Raw genomic sequence first — 14801 nt, 5'->3', positions numbered from 1 at the left:
GTAAGCAAGTATAAAAGCAATAAAAAAGGGCTGGCCGAAAACTCGACCAACCCTTTTTAAATATCGCTAGATGTATACTTACAGGTGAATTACTTCGTCGTATGCGGCAGCGGCAGCTTCCATAATGGCTTCGCTCATGGTTGGGTGCGGGTGTACCGACTTGATGATCTCGTGGCCGGTAGTTTCCAGTTTGCGGGCAACTACAACTTCAGCGATCATCTCAGTAACGTTAGCACCGATAATGTGCGCGCCCAGGAACTCGCCGTACTTGGCATCGAAGATAACTTTTACAAAGCCATCTTTCGCGCCGGCAGCGCTTGCCTTACCAGATGCCGAGAACGGGAATTTACCTACTTTTATCTCGATGCCCTGCTCGCGTGCTGCTTTCTCAGTCAGACCAACCGAAGCGATCTCAGGAGAGCAGTACGTACAGCCTGGTATGTTGCCATAGTTCAGTGGCTCAGGGTTATGACCTGCAATTTTCTCCACGCAGATAATACCTTCAGCAGATGCCACGTGCGCCAGCGCCGGGCCAGGAACTATGTCACCGATCGCGTAGATACCGTCTACGTTAGTTTTGTAGTACTCATCCACAATCACTCTGCCGCGGTCAACTTTAATGCCCAGCTCTTCCAGGCCGATGTTCTCCAGGTTTGTCTGGATACCAACTGCTGAAAGCACTACTTCTGCTTCCAGGATTTCTTCGCCTTTAGCTGTTTTAACCGTTACCTTGCACAGATCGCCGTTTGTATCTACATGTTCCACAGAAGAATCAGTCATGATGTTGATGCCTGACTTGCGGAAAGATTTCGACAGCTGACGTGATACCTCTTCGTCCTCAACAGGAACGATGTTCGGCATGTACTCTACGATAGTTACTTTCGTACCCATTGCGTTGTAGAAGTAAGCAAACTCCACCCCGATAGCACCGGAACCAACTACTACCATGCTCTCTGGCTTCTTATCCAGAGCCATTGCCTGGCGGTAACCGATGATCTTTTTACCATCGATCGGCAGGTTAGGCAGCTCGCGTGAACGGGCACCTGTAGCGATGATGATGTTATCAGCTTCTACAGTAGATGTTTTGCCTTCAGCGTCAGTAACCTCTACTTTGCCTTTGGCTACAATTTTACCGTTACCCATTATCGCATCGATCTTGTTTTTGCGGAACAGGAACTGGATGCCTTTGCTCATGCCATCGGCAACACCGCGGCTGCGCTTTACAACTGCATTAAAATCTACAGATGCTTCGCCGATGTTGATACCATAATCAGCGGCATGGTTGATATATTCAAAAACGTTTGCGCTCTTTAGCAGGGCTTTTGTTGGAATACAACCCCAGTTAAGGCAGATACCACCCAGCGACTCGCGCTCGATCACGCCTACCTTCATACCCAGTTGCGATGCACGGATAGCTGCTACATAACCGCCCGGGCCACTGCCAAGCACTACTAAATCGTATTTTGATGCCATAGTTTCTCTTTATTAAATGATGAGCAAAATTAATCGGAAATACTTACTTAGCAAAACCACTATACGGGTGTAGTTTGGCACATTAGCCCGAACCACGTTGTACGATGCCGGCAAACACGCACAAAAACGGCTATTTACTTTTAAAAGAAGCTATTACTGCTGTTCTTTGTGCTGATTTTTTAACCTATTGCCCTATTGCATGAGAATAATTTTACCTTTTATACTTACTGTCCTCATCTCGTTTACTGCCCTCGCTCAGAAATCGGCGAAAGATTACTTTATAAGCGGCAACGAGAAATTTAAAGCCGGCAAGTACGCCGATGCCATAAAGGACTATAACGAAGTACTGAAGCTGGAGCCCAAACATGCCGTAACTTTCGCGAACCGTGGCGTAGCCAAAGACCGCCTGCAGGATTACCGTGGTGCCATAGAAGATTTTACACAGGCCATAACTCTCAATCCGAAGTATACGGATGCTTACCTGAGCCGTGGCCTATCTAAATATAACCTGAAAGATTACCGCAGCGCCCTGCTGGACTATAACAAAGGCATTGAGCTTGATCCGAAAGATGCCAAAGCCTACAACAACCGCGGGTTGGTACGTTACGCCCTGAAAGACTATAGTGGCGCCATTACCGACTACGACAAAGCACTGACCCTGCACACACGCTACGAAGAAGCTTATTACAACCGCGGCGCACCCAAATACAACCTCAACGACAAAGCCGGTGCCTGCGCCGACTGGACCAAAGCCAAACAACTGGGTGTAAGAGAAGCCGACCAGTATTTGAAGAAGTTCTGTAAGTAAACTATTGCAAAAGCATAAACTATAAACCCCGGCCACTTCAGAAAGTATCCGGGGTTTTGTTTTTATATAAATTCAGGCAAGCTTATATTAAACAAACGCTATATTACGTTTTGTCTGATATACAACAGCCTTTACTTGCTATGAAACAATCAGTCTTTCTCACTCTGCTGCTCTTTTGTGCGTTTTACACAAGCGCTGCTACTACTCCTTCGCTCACCGAAAACCAGAAACTGGAAAGCCTGGCCAAAGTGTGGGGATTTCTGAAGTATTACCACCCCGAAGTAGCAAAAGGAAAACTGGACTGGGATACGGAACTGATGCAGAAAATTGCGGAAGTGAAAGCTACTAAAAACCAACAGGAGCTAAACCAATTATACCTGAACTGGCTGGATAAACTGGGCCCTGTAAAAGCCTGCAAAAGCTGTAAGAACGATATACCGGAAAGCTATACCCGTAACCTCACACTGGACTGGATTTACGATTCTACAACTCTTTCTCTGGAGCTGAGTGAGCGCCTTCACTACATTAGAGAAAACCGCAACCAGGGCAAGAATGCCTACGTGCGGTATCCTTACAAGATATTCAAAACCCAGGCAGAATTTACCGAGCAGAAGTACGAACACCTGGAAGCGCTTCCATCAGAAGAATATCGTTTGCTAGGGCTCTTCCGCCACTGGAACATCATCAACTATTTCTTTCCTTACAAATATGCTACTGATGTGCCGTGGGACGGTGTGCTGACCATTATGCTTCCGAAGTTCCGGGAGGCAGCAAACCCACTGGAATATCACCTGGCTATGTTAGAGCTCAGCAATAGCATCAACGACGGCCACAACTTCTTTACTACAGACTATACCCGCCAGTATTTCGGCAGTTTCTTTGCACCTTTTAAGTATAAGATCATCGACGGTATAGTGGTGGTATCAGGCTTTTACAACGAAGGCTTTGCAAAGGCAGACAGCATGAACATTGGCGATGTGATCACGAAAATAAATGGCCGACCGGTAAGTGAAGTGCTGGAAGAAAAGCTGCCTTACATAAGTGGCTCCAACTATAACTATAAGGCAAGCAGGGCCAGTTATTATTTGCTGAATGGCGATGAGCCAACGGTAATTATAACTATAGAAAAAAATGGGAAAGAGCACGACCGGCAGATCCGAAGATACGCCTTCAGCAGGTTTGGCCCACAGTCCGAAACTATAGCTGGCCCCAACTGGAAAATGCTGACTCCCGGAATTGGCTACCTGCAGATGGGCAAGCTCGAGAGAAAGGAAGTTAAGCCCGCGATGAAGGACCTGAAAAACACGAAAGCCCTGATCGTGGACATGCGCGAATATCCGAAACCGACGCTAAGCGCATTATCGAAACAGCTTTTAGCAGATGTAAATGCCAGTGCTGTGATGCCTTACCCTGACCTGAAATATCCGGGCGTTTTCCGGACTTCAATCCAGCATTACGGCAAACGCAACAACAAAAATCATTACAAAGGCAAAGTTATAATTCTAATTAATGAGGGCACCATGAGCGCGGGCGAGTTCGGAACAATGATCTTTCAATTAGCACCTAATGCGACTGTTATCGGAAGCCAGACCGCCGGCGCCGATGGCAACGTTACCTATATTTACTTCCCCGGCGGATTCCGGGCCAGCATGTCGGGTTTGGGTGTGTACTACCCCGATGGCCGCGAAACCCAACGTATTGGCATAGTACCGGATATAGAAGTGAAACCAACTATAGCAGGCATCCGGGACGGCAAAGACGAGATTCTGGAAAGAGCGATTGAGTTTATAGAATTGGGCAAATAATTCCGTACAACTACCCAGAGTTATTCAACAGTGCGCTGCGCAATTAATCAACTATGAAAATCACGATCAGGCAGGAAGAGCCTAAAGATTACACAGCCGTTTCTGAGGTAATTGAAGAAGCATTCAGAGACGAAGAATATTCTGATCACCGGGAACACCTTCTGGTTGAACGCCTGAGAAAATCTGATGCTTTTATACCTGAACTGTCACTTGTTGCAGTAGTTGATGATGCTATCGTTGGTCATATTTTACTGACCCGGATTTCGATTGTAAACGGAGAGAACAGGTTTCCGTCGTTGGCGCTGGCACCGGTTTCTGTAAAACCAGAATTTCAGGGGAAAGGAATTGGTTCGCAACTGATCCGGGAAGCTCACAGCATTGCAAAAGCGCTAAGCTATAGTTCTATCGTGCTGTTAGGCCACGAAAACTATTATCCCAGATTTGGCTACGAGCTGACAGGGAGATATAACATTAATCTGCCTTTTGATGCTCCGAAAGAGAACTGCATGATTCTTCCGCTAGCTGAAAATGCGTTGAATGGAGTAACCGGAACGGTTGAATATCCGAAGGAATTCTTTGAATAAGCTACTGCAACATCGGCCACATTAACTATAAAAGCCCCTGCAACTACAATGTTACAGGGGCTTTTTCTTTCTTCAACTATATTTTCTACAACACCTGCCCTATCCCGAAAAGCAGCACAAACAGCAACGTAGTAATCGCCATCTGCTTTAAATAAGGGTCGAGTTCTTTGGATGTCTGCTTGCGCCACACGTTTACACCATTCACTATAACAAGCGGCAGCGCCACTATAAACAGCAACTGCCACCAACTATAGAAGTTAAGCGCCACATAGGCAAATGCGCTGAGTGGGCCAGCCGTCAGCAAGAACACATGGTAAACGCGTGCCCGCTTTGGTCCTAGCCTGACCGGAATAGAATATTTGCCTGCCAGCACATCAGAGTTAATATCGCGGATGTTGTTCACGTTGAGTACTGCCGTAGCAAAGAAGCCACAAACTATAGCCGGAAGGATAACGATAGTTTCCATAGTTTGCGCCTGCAAAAAATACGTGCCCAGCACACCTACCAACCCGAAAAAGATGAATACAAACACATCGCCCAGGCCAGCATAACCATACGGGTTAGAGCCAGCTGTATAGTTAATTGCGGCCCAGATAGACGCCAGACCTAAACCTAAAAACAACAGTGCCAGCAGCATCCCTTCACTTCCAAAAGCCACCCAAAGCAGCGCCAATCCCGATACCAGCGACAGCAGACTGAACACGATCATTCCTTTCTTCATATGCTCCGCCGTAATATGTCCTGCCTGCACTGCTCTTGACGGCCCTTCGCGGTGAACACTATCTGCCCCGTGTTTGGAGTCGCCGTAGTCGTTGGCCAGGTTGGATAGTATTTGTAGGAAGAGTGTGGTAAGGACGCAAAGCGCAACTATAGCTCCGTTAAAAACACCATTAGCAGCGGCCATAAAACCGCCCATACCAATGCAGCTGAGCGCTAGTGGCAAGGTACGTGGCCTAAAAGCAGAAATCCAGACCTTTACCAGGCCTGGATTTCGGGAAGTATGTTCTGTTGTATTCAAATTAATGTATTAGTTACCGTCGCAACTATAGTTACTTTACTGATTAATCGCTGTAATGATCTCCTCGCCCATCGGTTTTACTTTAGACGGGAAAAACGCCACCACTTCGCCCTGCTCGTTTATAAGGTATTTGCAGAAATTCCAGCTTGGTTCTTCGTTGTTAGGCGCGTTTTGCGCCAGCCAGGTGTATAACGGATGCTGATCATCGCCTTTTACTGAGATTTTCTCCATCATCTGGAAGCTTACGCCATAGTTTTTCTGGCAAAATTGTGCGATCTCTTCGTTAGAGCCTGGCTCCTGTCCGCCAAAGTTATTCGCCGGGAAACCAAGTATTACTACTTTGTCGCCGTGCTTATCGTGTAGCTGCTCCAGGTCGGCGTATTGCGGCGTATAACCACACTCTGATGCTGTGTTTACCAGCAGCACTTTTTTGCCTTTATAATCCGCAAGATTTACATCCTTACCATCCAGGGACTTTAGTTTAAAGTCGTAGAAGCCTTGTTGTGTCTGTGTTTCTGATGCCATAGTTTTATCGGTTGAGTTGTTAGCAGTAGCTGTATTGCTGTTTCCTGAACAGGACAACATCATACTTAATACCGGCACCAGCGCCAAAAGTTTAACAAGCTTTTTCATATAGTTTTATAGTTGAAGTTCAAATCCAGTTGATAACCTGCAGTTAATATTATTTGTTTGATCAGTACCTAAAGATATTTTTTAATTACTTCAGCAAAGAAGTCCCCCTTCAAAGGGGGACTTTCTAGCTATAGCTATAGTTGAACTATAGTTCTATAGTTGCAAACTATGGCAGACAATTCCAACAAACACAATCCTGTCAATCCTAAAATCCTGATTCAGACAACCTACATACGCTCCGGCACGGCAATACCTAATAGACCCATGCTCTCGCGCACGAAACGGGCTACCATGGCTGACAACGCGATACGGAAATTACGAGCTTGCTCATCGGTTTCGTTGAAGATCGAAATCTCCTGGTAGAAACGGTTGTAGGCTTTGGCCAGCTCATAGGCATAATTCGCGATAACAGATGGCGCGTACAATCTCCCTGCCTCTTCAACCACAGAACTATAGTTTACCAGCTGCGTGATCACTTCCTGCTCCGCTTCGTGCATGGTGGTCACGTTATCAAATGCAGTTACATCCACGTTCAACCCCATTTCAGAAGCTTTGCGAAGTATAGCCGCGATACGGGCATGCGTGTACTGGATAAACGGGCCTGTATTACCACGGAAGTCAATAGACTCCTGCGGGTTGAACAGCATACGTTTTTTAGGGTCAACTTTCAGCAGGAAGTACTTCAGCGCACCCATAGCAAGTGTATGGTATAGTTCTTTTGCCTGCTCTGGTGTAAAGCCTTCTATCTTACCAAGCTCTTCTGTTTGCTGACGTGCGGTGTCGATCATTTCCTGCACCAGTTCGTCGGCATCCACGACTGTACCTTCTCTTGATTTCATTTTACCGGAAGGCAGGTCCACCATACCGTAGGACAAGTGATAAATGCCTTCAGCGTATGGTTTACCCAGCTTCTTCAGCACTGCTTTCAGTACCTGGAAGTGGTAATTCTGCTCGTCAGCTACTACGTAAATAGACTGGTCGTATGGGAAATCGTTGTACTTCAGCTCAGCAGTGCCCATGTCCTGGGTAATGTAAACTGATGTTCCGTCAGCTCTCAAAAGCAGTTTCTCATCCAGGCCTTCGTCTGTCAGGTCAACCCACACAGAGCCATCTGGTTTTTTAAAGAACACGCCTTTCTCCAGGCCTTCTTCCACACGTTCTTTGCCCAGCATGTAGGTTTCCGACTCGTAGTAGAATTTATCAAAATTAACGCCGATATTCTTGTAAGTAGCATCAAAGCCCTCGTACACCCAGCCGTTCATCTGCTTCCACAGGTCTACTACTGTTGTGTCTCCTTCCTCCCACTTGCGCAGCATTTCCTGGGCTTCCAGCATCAAAGGAGCTTTCTTTTTAGCTTCTTCTTTGTCCATGCCACCGGCTACCAGCTCGTCGATCTGCTCTTTGTAAGCTTTATCGAACTGCACGTAATATTTACCGGCCAGGTGGTCGCCTTTTATGTTACTGCTCTGCGGTGTTTCGCCGTTACCAAATTTCTGGTAGGCCAGCATCGATTTACAGATGTGGATGCCACGGTCGTTCACCAGGTTGGTTTTCATTACCTCGTGGCCATTGGCTTTCAGGATCTCGGCTACCGCGTATCCTAAAAAGTTATTGCGCAAGTGGCCCAGGTGCAGCGGCTTGTTTGTGTTTGGCGACGAATACTCTACCATCACTTTCTTGCCACTGTTGTCGCCATAACCATATTTGCCGTTCTGCATCAGGTCGCGGAACAGACGCAGCCACTCTGTTTGCTCAACTTCCAGGTTCAGGAAGCCTTTCACTACGTTAAAACCTTTTATCTCCGCAGCATGCTCTTTCAGGTACTCGCCTAGTGCCTGGCCTATCTGCTCAGGGCCTTTGCCAGCCTGCTTGGTGTAGGGGAAAGTTACGAAGGTAAAAGAGCCGGCAAATTCCTTACGGGTTGGCTGCAGGGCAATTTGGTTGGCGTCTGCTGAAATGTTAAAAAGCGCCTGAAGCGCCTGACTTATGCTTTGGGCAATAGTAGCTTGGAGTTGCATTAATATATGGCTGTACTTTTAGATTCTCGGTGTAAGATGGCTTCGGTTGCAGCTTCCAGAATATCGAAAGCATTCTCGGCCATGGTGTTTTCGGTGTCTAAGGTTGGGTTGATCTCGGTCATTTCGTAGCACACTATACGCGGGTCCTGCAGCAAAAGGTAGTTCAGCTCTTTGGCCTGTTCTACAGTTAAACCAACTTCTACCGGCGTGCCTGTTCCTTTCGAAAATTTAGAATCCAAGCTGTCTACATCAAACGACACATAAATAATATCGCAGTCCTGCAGGAGTTCCAGGGCATCTGCTACTATCTGCGCTACGCCCCTTTCATTTAACTCGGCATAGGTAAAATTCCGGATGCCATGTTTGGCCAGCAAATAATCTTCCGGCTCTTCGGTATCGCGTACTACAATGTACACCAGGTGCTTTGGCTCCAGTTTCGGACCATCAATTCCCAGTTTTTTCAGTGAATTCCAGAAAAAGATCGTTTCCGGAGCAGGGTCGTTTATCTGGCGCTCCAGGTTATCGATATTCAGCGCGGCAGCCACTGGCATACCGTGCACGTTACCTGATGGCGAGGTGTACGGCGAATGGATATCGGCATGGGCATCGATCCAGATCACACCCAGGGTTTTATCGGGGTAAGCCGCTTTTATACCGGCTATAGTTCCGTGGGCGTTGGAGTGATCTCCGGAGAGCACCAACGGAAACATATCCATGGCTATAGTTTGTTCTACTGTGTTTGCTACGTTTTTATGAACGGCAAGAATGCTGTCGATGTGGTGCGCATTCGGGAACAGGTCTTTGTCGAAAAGTGTATAGTTCAGGTCCGGAACAGAAACTGAATTGAAACGTCTGAAGTAGTCAGATCCTTTGTCCCAGCCGGCCACCCGAAGCGCATCAATTCCCATGCTGGCGCCACGTGTACCGGCTCCCAACTCCGACCTCACCTCTATCAGTTTCACTTTTTTCATAGTTTTTGAACAAACTTATTGCAAAGATGGTAAATAACGATCAATATTGCATATTTTCTTATACTACCACATTCTATAATGGATAAATATACCGACCTCATCCACCAGACCTTCGACTTCCCGACAGACGAGTTTCAGGTGGAGAACAATGAGTTACTTTTTAATGGTATCCCACTAATGGATATCATCAAACAGTACGGCACCCCACTTAAATTAACATACCTGCCAAAGATAAGTTCGCAGATACAAAAGGCCAAGAGGCTGTTTAACGAAAGTATCGAAAAACTGGACTATAACGGCACCTATACTTATTGCTACTGCACCAAAGCTTCGCACTTCTCTTTTGTGCTGGAAGAAGCCCTGAAAAACGACATCCACATCGAAACGTCGTCGGGGTATGATATGCAGATTGTACGTGCGCTGTACAACAAAGGCAAGATAAATAAGAACACGTATATTGTATGCAATGGTTTTAAACGTGAGCGCTACCGCCACTGGATCTCGGAGCTGATTAACGAAGGCTTCGTGAATTGCATGCCGATACTGGACCACCTGGGCGAGATAGACTACTACAAGGAGCACGTGAAAGTGAAAACCAAAGTAGGCATACGCCTGGCCTCAGACGAGGAACCGAAGTTCGAGTTCTATACCTCGCGTTTGGGTGTGCGCTACAACGATGTGATAGACCTGTATGAGCAACAGATAAAGCCGGACGACAAGTTTGAGCTGAAGATGCTGCACTACTTTATAAACACCGGTATAAAAGATACTTCTTACTACTGGTCGGAGCTTAGCCGTTTTGTGCGCAAGTACTGCGAACTGAAGAAAGTATGCCCGGAGCTGGATACCATTGATATTGGTGGTGGCTTCCCGATCAAGACGTCTATTCAGGTAGAGTACGACTACCGTTACATGACCGAAGAGATTCTGCGTACCATTAAGCGAATTTGTACGGAAGAAGGTGTGCCGGAGCCAAACATCTTTACCGAATTTGGTATTTTTACAGTAGGCGAAAGTGCTGCCAACATCTACTCTATACTGGATGAAAAGCTGCAGAACGACAAGGAGCTTTGGTACATGATCGATGGCTCGTTTATCACGAACCTGCCGGACGCATGGGCCCTGAACCAGCGCTGGCCACTGCTTGCCATTAACCACTGGGACAAGGAATACCGCAGGATACAATTGGGCGGCATGACCTGCGACAGCCAGGACTACTATAACTCGGAAATGCACTCGTTCCAGGTATTTTTACCTAAAATGCCTAAGGAACAGCCACTTTATATTGGCTTCTTCCATACAGGCGCTTACCAGGAACAACTAAGTGGCTACGGTGGCATTAAGCACTGCCTGATTCCGTCGCCACAGCATATTCTGGTAGACAGAGACGAAAACGGTGAACTTAAGACCTGGCAATTTGCGCCGGAGCAAACAAGTGAGGCAATGTTACGTATCTTGGGGTATGAAGTATAAGCAAATCGCTATTTTTACTTTTTTTAGTGAGTAGTTTTTGCTTTAATTGTATTTCCTTTATTTTTGATCGACCATCGTTAAATATTCACCGTCATGAAAAAGTTTTTAGTATTCGGTACGCTTTGCCTTGTTATGGGCCTGGCTTCCTGCAAAACCTATTGCCCGGCTTACAACTATAACCTGGGTAATGTGGAAAATCCTACCGTTAAGGAAAAAGTTAGCGTATCGGCATCTAACGAAACTACCACTGCGACTCAGCGTGTAAACGGCTAATACGGCCACTTACCACCCTTAAAAATATAAAACCGGCTTATGGCCGGTTTTTTTATTTTGTAAACTATAGTTTAGCATATTAAACACCTTATACCGAAGTAAGAAACTTTCCCTTCTTAAGCGGAATTACACATCCGGCTTTTTACTCGGGCTGCTCAACTATAGCCTGCGCTAATTCTTATAGATAATTTACCTGCAGCAGATAAGAACCTGATTCATATCCATCATTACAAAATAGCCCCTCCCTTCTTCCTGAATTACGACTATAAACTATAAGTAAAATAAATATTTCATGCATGTGTAATAAACAGGTTACCGGTGTATCCAATAGATAAAACTTCTAAACTACATCTCCCATGAAAAAGGTTTTTACACTCTTGCTTTTATTTTTCGCGATAACAACGACAGCCCTTGCGCAGCAGAAGGCATTTCAGGTGCAGGTAATTGGGAAAGGCAAACCCATCCTGCTTATCCCGGGCTATAGTTGCAGCGGCGAAGTATGGGCAGAAACGGTTGACCAGCTAAAGGACAGGTACGAATGCCATGTACTAACTATAGCCGGATTTGCCGGGGCTCCTGCCATAGATGCACCCATACTGCAAACAGTAAAAGACGAAATAATCCGTTATGTAAAACAGAAAAAGCTGAAGAAGCCTGAACTGATAGGCCATAGTTTGGGAGCCTTTATGAGCCTTTGGGTGAGTAGTGAGGCACCCGACCTTTTCGGGAAAGTGATATGCGTGGATGGAGTGCCTTTCATATCGGCAATGGCTGACCCTAAAATAACAGCAGAGAGCATGAAAAGCAGCCCGTATATGAACCCGAAACAGGTTGTTAAAAATTTTGAAAGCTTACCTGCCGAAGGATTTATAGACCGGACAGCACTCGCTATGAAAGCCCAGGTAGAAGACAGCCTGCGTGCTCGCCAGATAGCCACATGGCAGTTTAACAGCGACCGCAGAACGCTTGGCCTTAGCCTGGTAGAGATCTCAACAACAGACCTGCGGGAACAGATTGCAACTATAAAACAGCCGGTGCTGGTGCTGGGCAGCATTTATAACACCAAGGAAAACAGCCAGCGCATATTAAATGAGCAGTACAGCAAGGTCAGAAATAAAACCATACGCGTAGCTGACAGCAAACATTTTATTATGTACGACCAGCCACAGTGGTTTTATGCTGAAATAGTTGCTTTTTTGAAGTGAGTATGACGCAGCAAGAAACCTTTACGCACCTGTACAAACATTATGCGCCGGGCATCCGCAAGCTGTGCCTGGGGTATACCGGTTCATCAGCTCAGGCCGATGACCTTTTGCAGGAAACATTTATGGCTGTATGGAACAACCTGCACAAGTTCAGGGGCGAAGCCAACTATAGCACCTGGGTCTACCGCATTGCTGTAAATACCTGCCTGCTTTACCTCCGGAAAGAGAAAACCACGCCACAGAAAACCGACCTGGACCTCTTACACAATTTTGCAGCAGAAGAGACCGATTGCGAAAGTGAGGTACTGCTCTTGTACAAATGCATCAGCAGGTTACCCGAAGCCGAGAGACTTATCATTTCGATGGTGCTGGAAGACCTGCCCTACGAAGACATTGCCGCTATTGCCGGTATTTCAGAAAATAACCTACGTGTAAAAATTCACAGGATAAAGAAACAACTCACAGAAATGTTTAACAGCTATGCAAGAGTTTGATGAATTGAAAGATTTATGGCAACAGGGTTCTGCAGATCAACCTTCTTCTGCTATTCCTGACGTAAGCAAAGCTTCCGGCCAGACGAAAAAGAAACTACAGAACGAACAGCTCAAAGGCGCCATTTGCCTTGTACTTACAGCATGTTTTATTGCCGGTTTAGCCATTTGGGGCGGATTTGGTTTCGAGCACTGGTACACCTATGGCGCTATGGCCCTAGTTTGTGTTATCTGTTTGTTACAGGCCTCTTCTATGTTTTACACCCACCTCAAAATAAAGCGGATAGACGAAACAGCCAATCCGAAGCAGCACCTCAGCCAGTGGGAAACCTACTATAGTTACAGGAAAAAACTGCTGAAGTGGAATGGTCCATTATACTTTGTATTGCTAAACCTTGCTCTAGGAATTTACTTTATTGAAGTAATGGCTATGGCTTCCGCTACTTTTATGCTTGTTTTTGGAGTGGTATATACCGGCTGGATGATCTTTGCTTATTTCTTTTTGGGCAAACGCGTTTTAGAACGGGAGCAAAATCGGATTGAGCAAATAATTGGCGAGCTTAAAACTATAGAAATGCAGTTTTATAAGTAGAAGGTTACACAATTATAAATTAACTATTACATAAAAAAAGAGCCGGTCATAAGCTGGCTCTTTTATTATCTGTTAAAAGACTCTAATACATTTCTTCACGCTCGAGTTGCCTCTTACTCTATCTGTAATACTGCAATTATATCATATTCATGAAATTATTTTATGTATGAAGGTTATTGCTGTACCGGAATGTAAAGGTATGTTGAATTCCTATAGTTCAGGAAAATCCTATCATTATAGTTTGTTAGCACAGCACCATTTCCAATAGAAGAATACTTAGGGAAAGTACCAATTTTCTCCCAGGTTAATGTTTTCATATCATAAGTGTACATACCCTGACCCTCGCTTAAAATGCTGGTACTATTTACTGAAATATACACTTTGTCTTTTATCATAACCGTTTCCGCCCTGCCACTGGTTACGTTACTTGGGGGTACATAGCCAGGCACTGGTGAACGGGTATAACTCCAGGAATCAGCTTTAGGATCATATGCTGCAAACTGCTCATAAGCTTTATGCTTATCGTCGCTATTAAAAATGTATCCAATACCATTGTAAACAAAGCTGTTCCCGAATCCTCTTACACTCCATTCATTATAAATAGAATTCTTCTTCGTCCAGGTATCGCTCTCAATGTCATATGCATAGGTATGATAATCATTATTTCCCTCACGCAGAACGTAATATGTACCATCAATCAGGAAGCCCGAAGCCCTGCTCATTTTCACAGGGCAGTTTGCCTTCTTGGTCCATTTGTCATCCGCAGGGTTATACTCCCATACATCACTGTACAGATTGTCTCCATCAGTGCCAAGCATAACATAGCCCTTCCCCTTATATGAAAATGCATTACTATGGTATCTGGTTGAAAAAGGCAGATCACCTTTACTACTCCATTTATCAGATTTCAAATCATAAACATATAGTTTCTTGTCGCTTGGGGCAACCATACCTGGTACAATGTATACAAGGTCATCAACGATAAATACTGAACTGAAGTCAGCTTGTACAGGCATGGATGCTAGGCTAGCCCAGGTACCTTGGGCTAATGTTTTGAACTGCTTTGCAGCCGAATACACAACCTCATTATCTTTTTTAATCAGGTAAAATTTACCGTTGTACTCTGTATCAGGCTCAAAGCCCTCAACTCTTGATGAGAGTATTCCCGGAACTGTTGTACCAAAAGAAACCTTAGTGCCGTTGTTAATATCAAACTCTTCCTTTTTGGAATAAACAAAGCCATAGTCTTTAGTACCTTCATCCACATCCAGTGCTTTGCCAACAACAATGACAGAGTTATCAAGTATACCGGAAACGGCGTCCAAGAATAGTCTGGTTGGGTCTGCTATGGGTGTAGGTGGTTTAGGTGCAGGGTCTTCTTTTACAGAATCTTTACAGGAAAAAAACGTGATCAATACAAAAAGGGAAAGTAAATGTTTTTTCACAACTATAGATAT

Annotated in this window: 14 protein-coding genes; 8 read left to right on the top strand and 6 right to left on the bottom strand. The window is 45.4% G+C overall.

Translation table 11 applies throughout. From position 1 onward, the window contains the following. Positions 1 to 78: 78 nt before the first annotated feature. Positions 79 to 1473, bottom strand: a complete 1395-nt coding sequence (gene lpdA / locus GXP69_RS04895; protein WP_163913042.1) for a dihydrolipoyl dehydrogenase — start codon at positions 1471 to 1473, stop codon at positions 79 to 81. 199 nt (positions 1474 to 1672) lie between these two features. Here lpdA and GXP69_RS04890 point away from each other — a divergent pair, with 199 nt between their 5' ends. From GXP69_RS04890 to GXP69_RS04880, 3 genes are all read left to right on the top strand, one after another. Beyond that, on the top strand, positions 1673 to 2281 hold the full coding sequence (locus GXP69_RS04890) for a tetratricopeptide repeat protein (RefSeq protein ID WP_163913041.1): 609 nt from the start codon (positions 1673 to 1675) through the stop codon (positions 2279 to 2281). Positions 2282 to 2421: 140 nt separating this feature from the next. Then, positions 2422 to 4086, top strand: a complete 1665-nt coding sequence (locus tag GXP69_RS04885; RefSeq protein ID WP_163913039.1) for a S41 family peptidase — start codon at positions 2422 to 2424, stop codon at positions 4084 to 4086. 53 nt (positions 4087 to 4139) lie between these two features. Then, positions 4140 to 4670, top strand: a complete 531-nt coding sequence (locus GXP69_RS04880) for a GNAT family N-acetyltransferase (protein WP_204281928.1) — start codon at positions 4140 to 4142, stop codon at positions 4668 to 4670. Between the two features lie 85 nt (positions 4671 to 4755). On the opposite strand, the gene GXP69_RS04875 is transcribed toward GXP69_RS04880, so the two are convergent. The 4 genes from GXP69_RS04875 to rocF form a co-directional block, all read right to left on the bottom strand. Continuing rightward, positions 4756 to 5688, bottom strand: coding sequence for a 1,4-dihydroxy-2-naphthoate polyprenyltransferase (locus GXP69_RS04875; RefSeq protein WP_163913037.1), 933 nt, complete (start codon positions 5686 to 5688; stop codon positions 4756 to 4758). Positions 5689 to 5724: 36 nt separating this feature from the next. Next, on the bottom strand, positions 5725 to 6321 hold the full coding sequence (locus tag GXP69_RS04870; protein WP_163913035.1) for a glutathione peroxidase: 597 nt from the start codon (positions 6319 to 6321) through the stop codon (positions 5725 to 5727). Between the two features lie 227 nt (positions 6322 to 6548). Next, complete coding sequence (gene argS, locus GXP69_RS04865; protein WP_163913033.1) at positions 6549 to 8339, bottom strand: arginine--tRNA ligase; 1791 nt, start codon at positions 8337 to 8339, stop codon at positions 6549 to 6551. Beyond that, positions 8339 to 9310: an arginase gene (gene rocF, locus GXP69_RS04860; protein ID WP_163913031.1), complete on the bottom strand. Its 972-nt coding sequence runs from the start codon at positions 9308 to 9310 to the stop codon at positions 8339 to 8341. The genes argS and rocF overlap by 1 nt, the downstream gene beginning before the upstream one ends. 78 nt (positions 9311 to 9388) lie before the next feature. Here rocF and GXP69_RS04855 point away from each other — a divergent pair, with 78 nt between their 5' ends. The 5 genes from GXP69_RS04855 (at position 9389) to GXP69_RS04835 (ending at position 13344) form a co-directional block, all read left to right on the top strand. Next, complete coding sequence (locus GXP69_RS04855; protein ID WP_163913029.1) at positions 9389 to 10783, top strand: type III PLP-dependent enzyme domain-containing protein; 1395 nt, start codon at positions 9389 to 9391, stop codon at positions 10781 to 10783. Positions 10784 to 10876: 93 nt separating this feature from the next. Next, positions 10877 to 11056, top strand: a complete 180-nt coding sequence (locus GXP69_RS04850) for a hypothetical protein (protein WP_163913027.1) — start codon at positions 10877 to 10879, stop codon at positions 11054 to 11056. A gap of 356 nt (positions 11057 to 11412) precedes the next feature. After that, positions 11413 to 12261, top strand: coding sequence for an alpha/beta fold hydrolase (locus tag GXP69_RS04845; protein WP_163913025.1), 849 nt, complete (start codon positions 11413 to 11415; stop codon positions 12259 to 12261). Positions 12262 to 12263: 2 nt separating this feature from the next. Beyond that, entirely contained in the window at positions 12264 to 12755 is a 492-nt protein-coding gene (locus tag GXP69_RS04840) for an RNA polymerase sigma factor (RefSeq protein ID WP_163913023.1), read from the top strand. Beyond that, positions 12742 to 13344: a hypothetical protein gene (locus GXP69_RS04835; RefSeq protein ID WP_163913021.1), complete on the top strand. Its 603-nt coding sequence runs from the start codon at positions 12742 to 12744 to the stop codon at positions 13342 to 13344. The genes GXP69_RS04840 and GXP69_RS04835 overlap by 14 nt, the downstream gene beginning before the upstream one ends. Positions 13345 to 13517: 173 nt before the next feature. On the opposite strand, the gene GXP69_RS04830 is transcribed toward GXP69_RS04835, so the two are convergent. Continuing rightward, positions 13518 to 14789 (bottom strand): Kelch repeat-containing protein, encoded by a 1272-nt coding sequence (locus GXP69_RS04830; protein ID WP_163913019.1) that lies wholly within the window; start codon positions 14787 to 14789, stop codon positions 13518 to 13520. Between the last annotated feature and the right edge of the window lie 12 nt (positions 14790 to 14801).

The sequence above is a fragment of the Pontibacter burrus genome, from assembly GCF_010686685.1.
GTDB classification, from domain to species: domain Bacteria; phylum Bacteroidota; class Bacteroidia; order Cytophagales; family Hymenobacteraceae; genus Pontibacter; species Pontibacter burrus.
The sequence above is the reverse complement of the archived record's forward strand: the minus strand, read 5'-3'. Positions and strand labels throughout refer to the sequence as shown.

Bases quoted from the DNA above. Each gene is read 5' to 3' on its own strand.
- lpdA (WP_163913042.1), bottom strand. From the start codon at position 1,473: ATGGCATCAAAATACGATTTAGTAGTGCTTGGCAGTGGCCCGGGCGGT.
- GXP69_RS04840 (WP_163913023.1), top strand. From the start codon at position 12,264: ATGACGCAGCAAGAAACCTTTACGCACCTGTACAAACATTATGCGCCG.
- GXP69_RS04845 (WP_163913025.1), top strand. From the start codon at position 11,413: ATGAAAAAGGTTTTTACACTCTTGCTTTTATTTTTCGCGATAACAACG.
- GXP69_RS04890 (WP_163913041.1), top strand. From the start codon at position 1,673: ATGAGAATAATTTTACCTTTTATACTTACTGTCCTCATCTCGTTTACT.
- GXP69_RS04870 (WP_163913035.1), bottom strand. From the start codon at position 6,321: ATGAAAAAGCTTGTTAAACTTTTGGCGCTGGTGCCGGTATTAAGTATG.
- GXP69_RS04850 (WP_163913027.1), top strand. From the start codon at position 10,877: ATGAAAAAGTTTTTAGTATTCGGTACGCTTTGCCTTGTTATGGGCCTG.
- GXP69_RS04885 (WP_163913039.1), top strand. From the start codon at position 2,422: ATGAAACAATCAGTCTTTCTCACTCTGCTGCTCTTTTGTGCGTTTTAC.
- argS (WP_163913033.1), bottom strand. From the start codon at position 8,339: ATGCAACTCCAAGCTACTATTGCCCAAAGCATAAGTCAGGCGCTTCAG.
- GXP69_RS04835 (WP_163913021.1), top strand. From the start codon at position 12,742: ATGCAAGAGTTTGATGAATTGAAAGATTTATGGCAACAGGGTTCTGCA.
- GXP69_RS04855 (WP_163913029.1), top strand. From the start codon at position 9,389: ATGGATAAATATACCGACCTCATCCACCAGACCTTCGACTTCCCGACA.
- rocF (WP_163913031.1), bottom strand. From the start codon at position 9,310: ATGAAAAAAGTGAAACTGATAGAGGTGAGGTCGGAGTTGGGAGCCGGT.
- GXP69_RS04880 (WP_204281928.1), top strand. From the start codon at position 4,140: ATGAAAATCACGATCAGGCAGGAAGAGCCTAAAGATTACACAGCCGTT.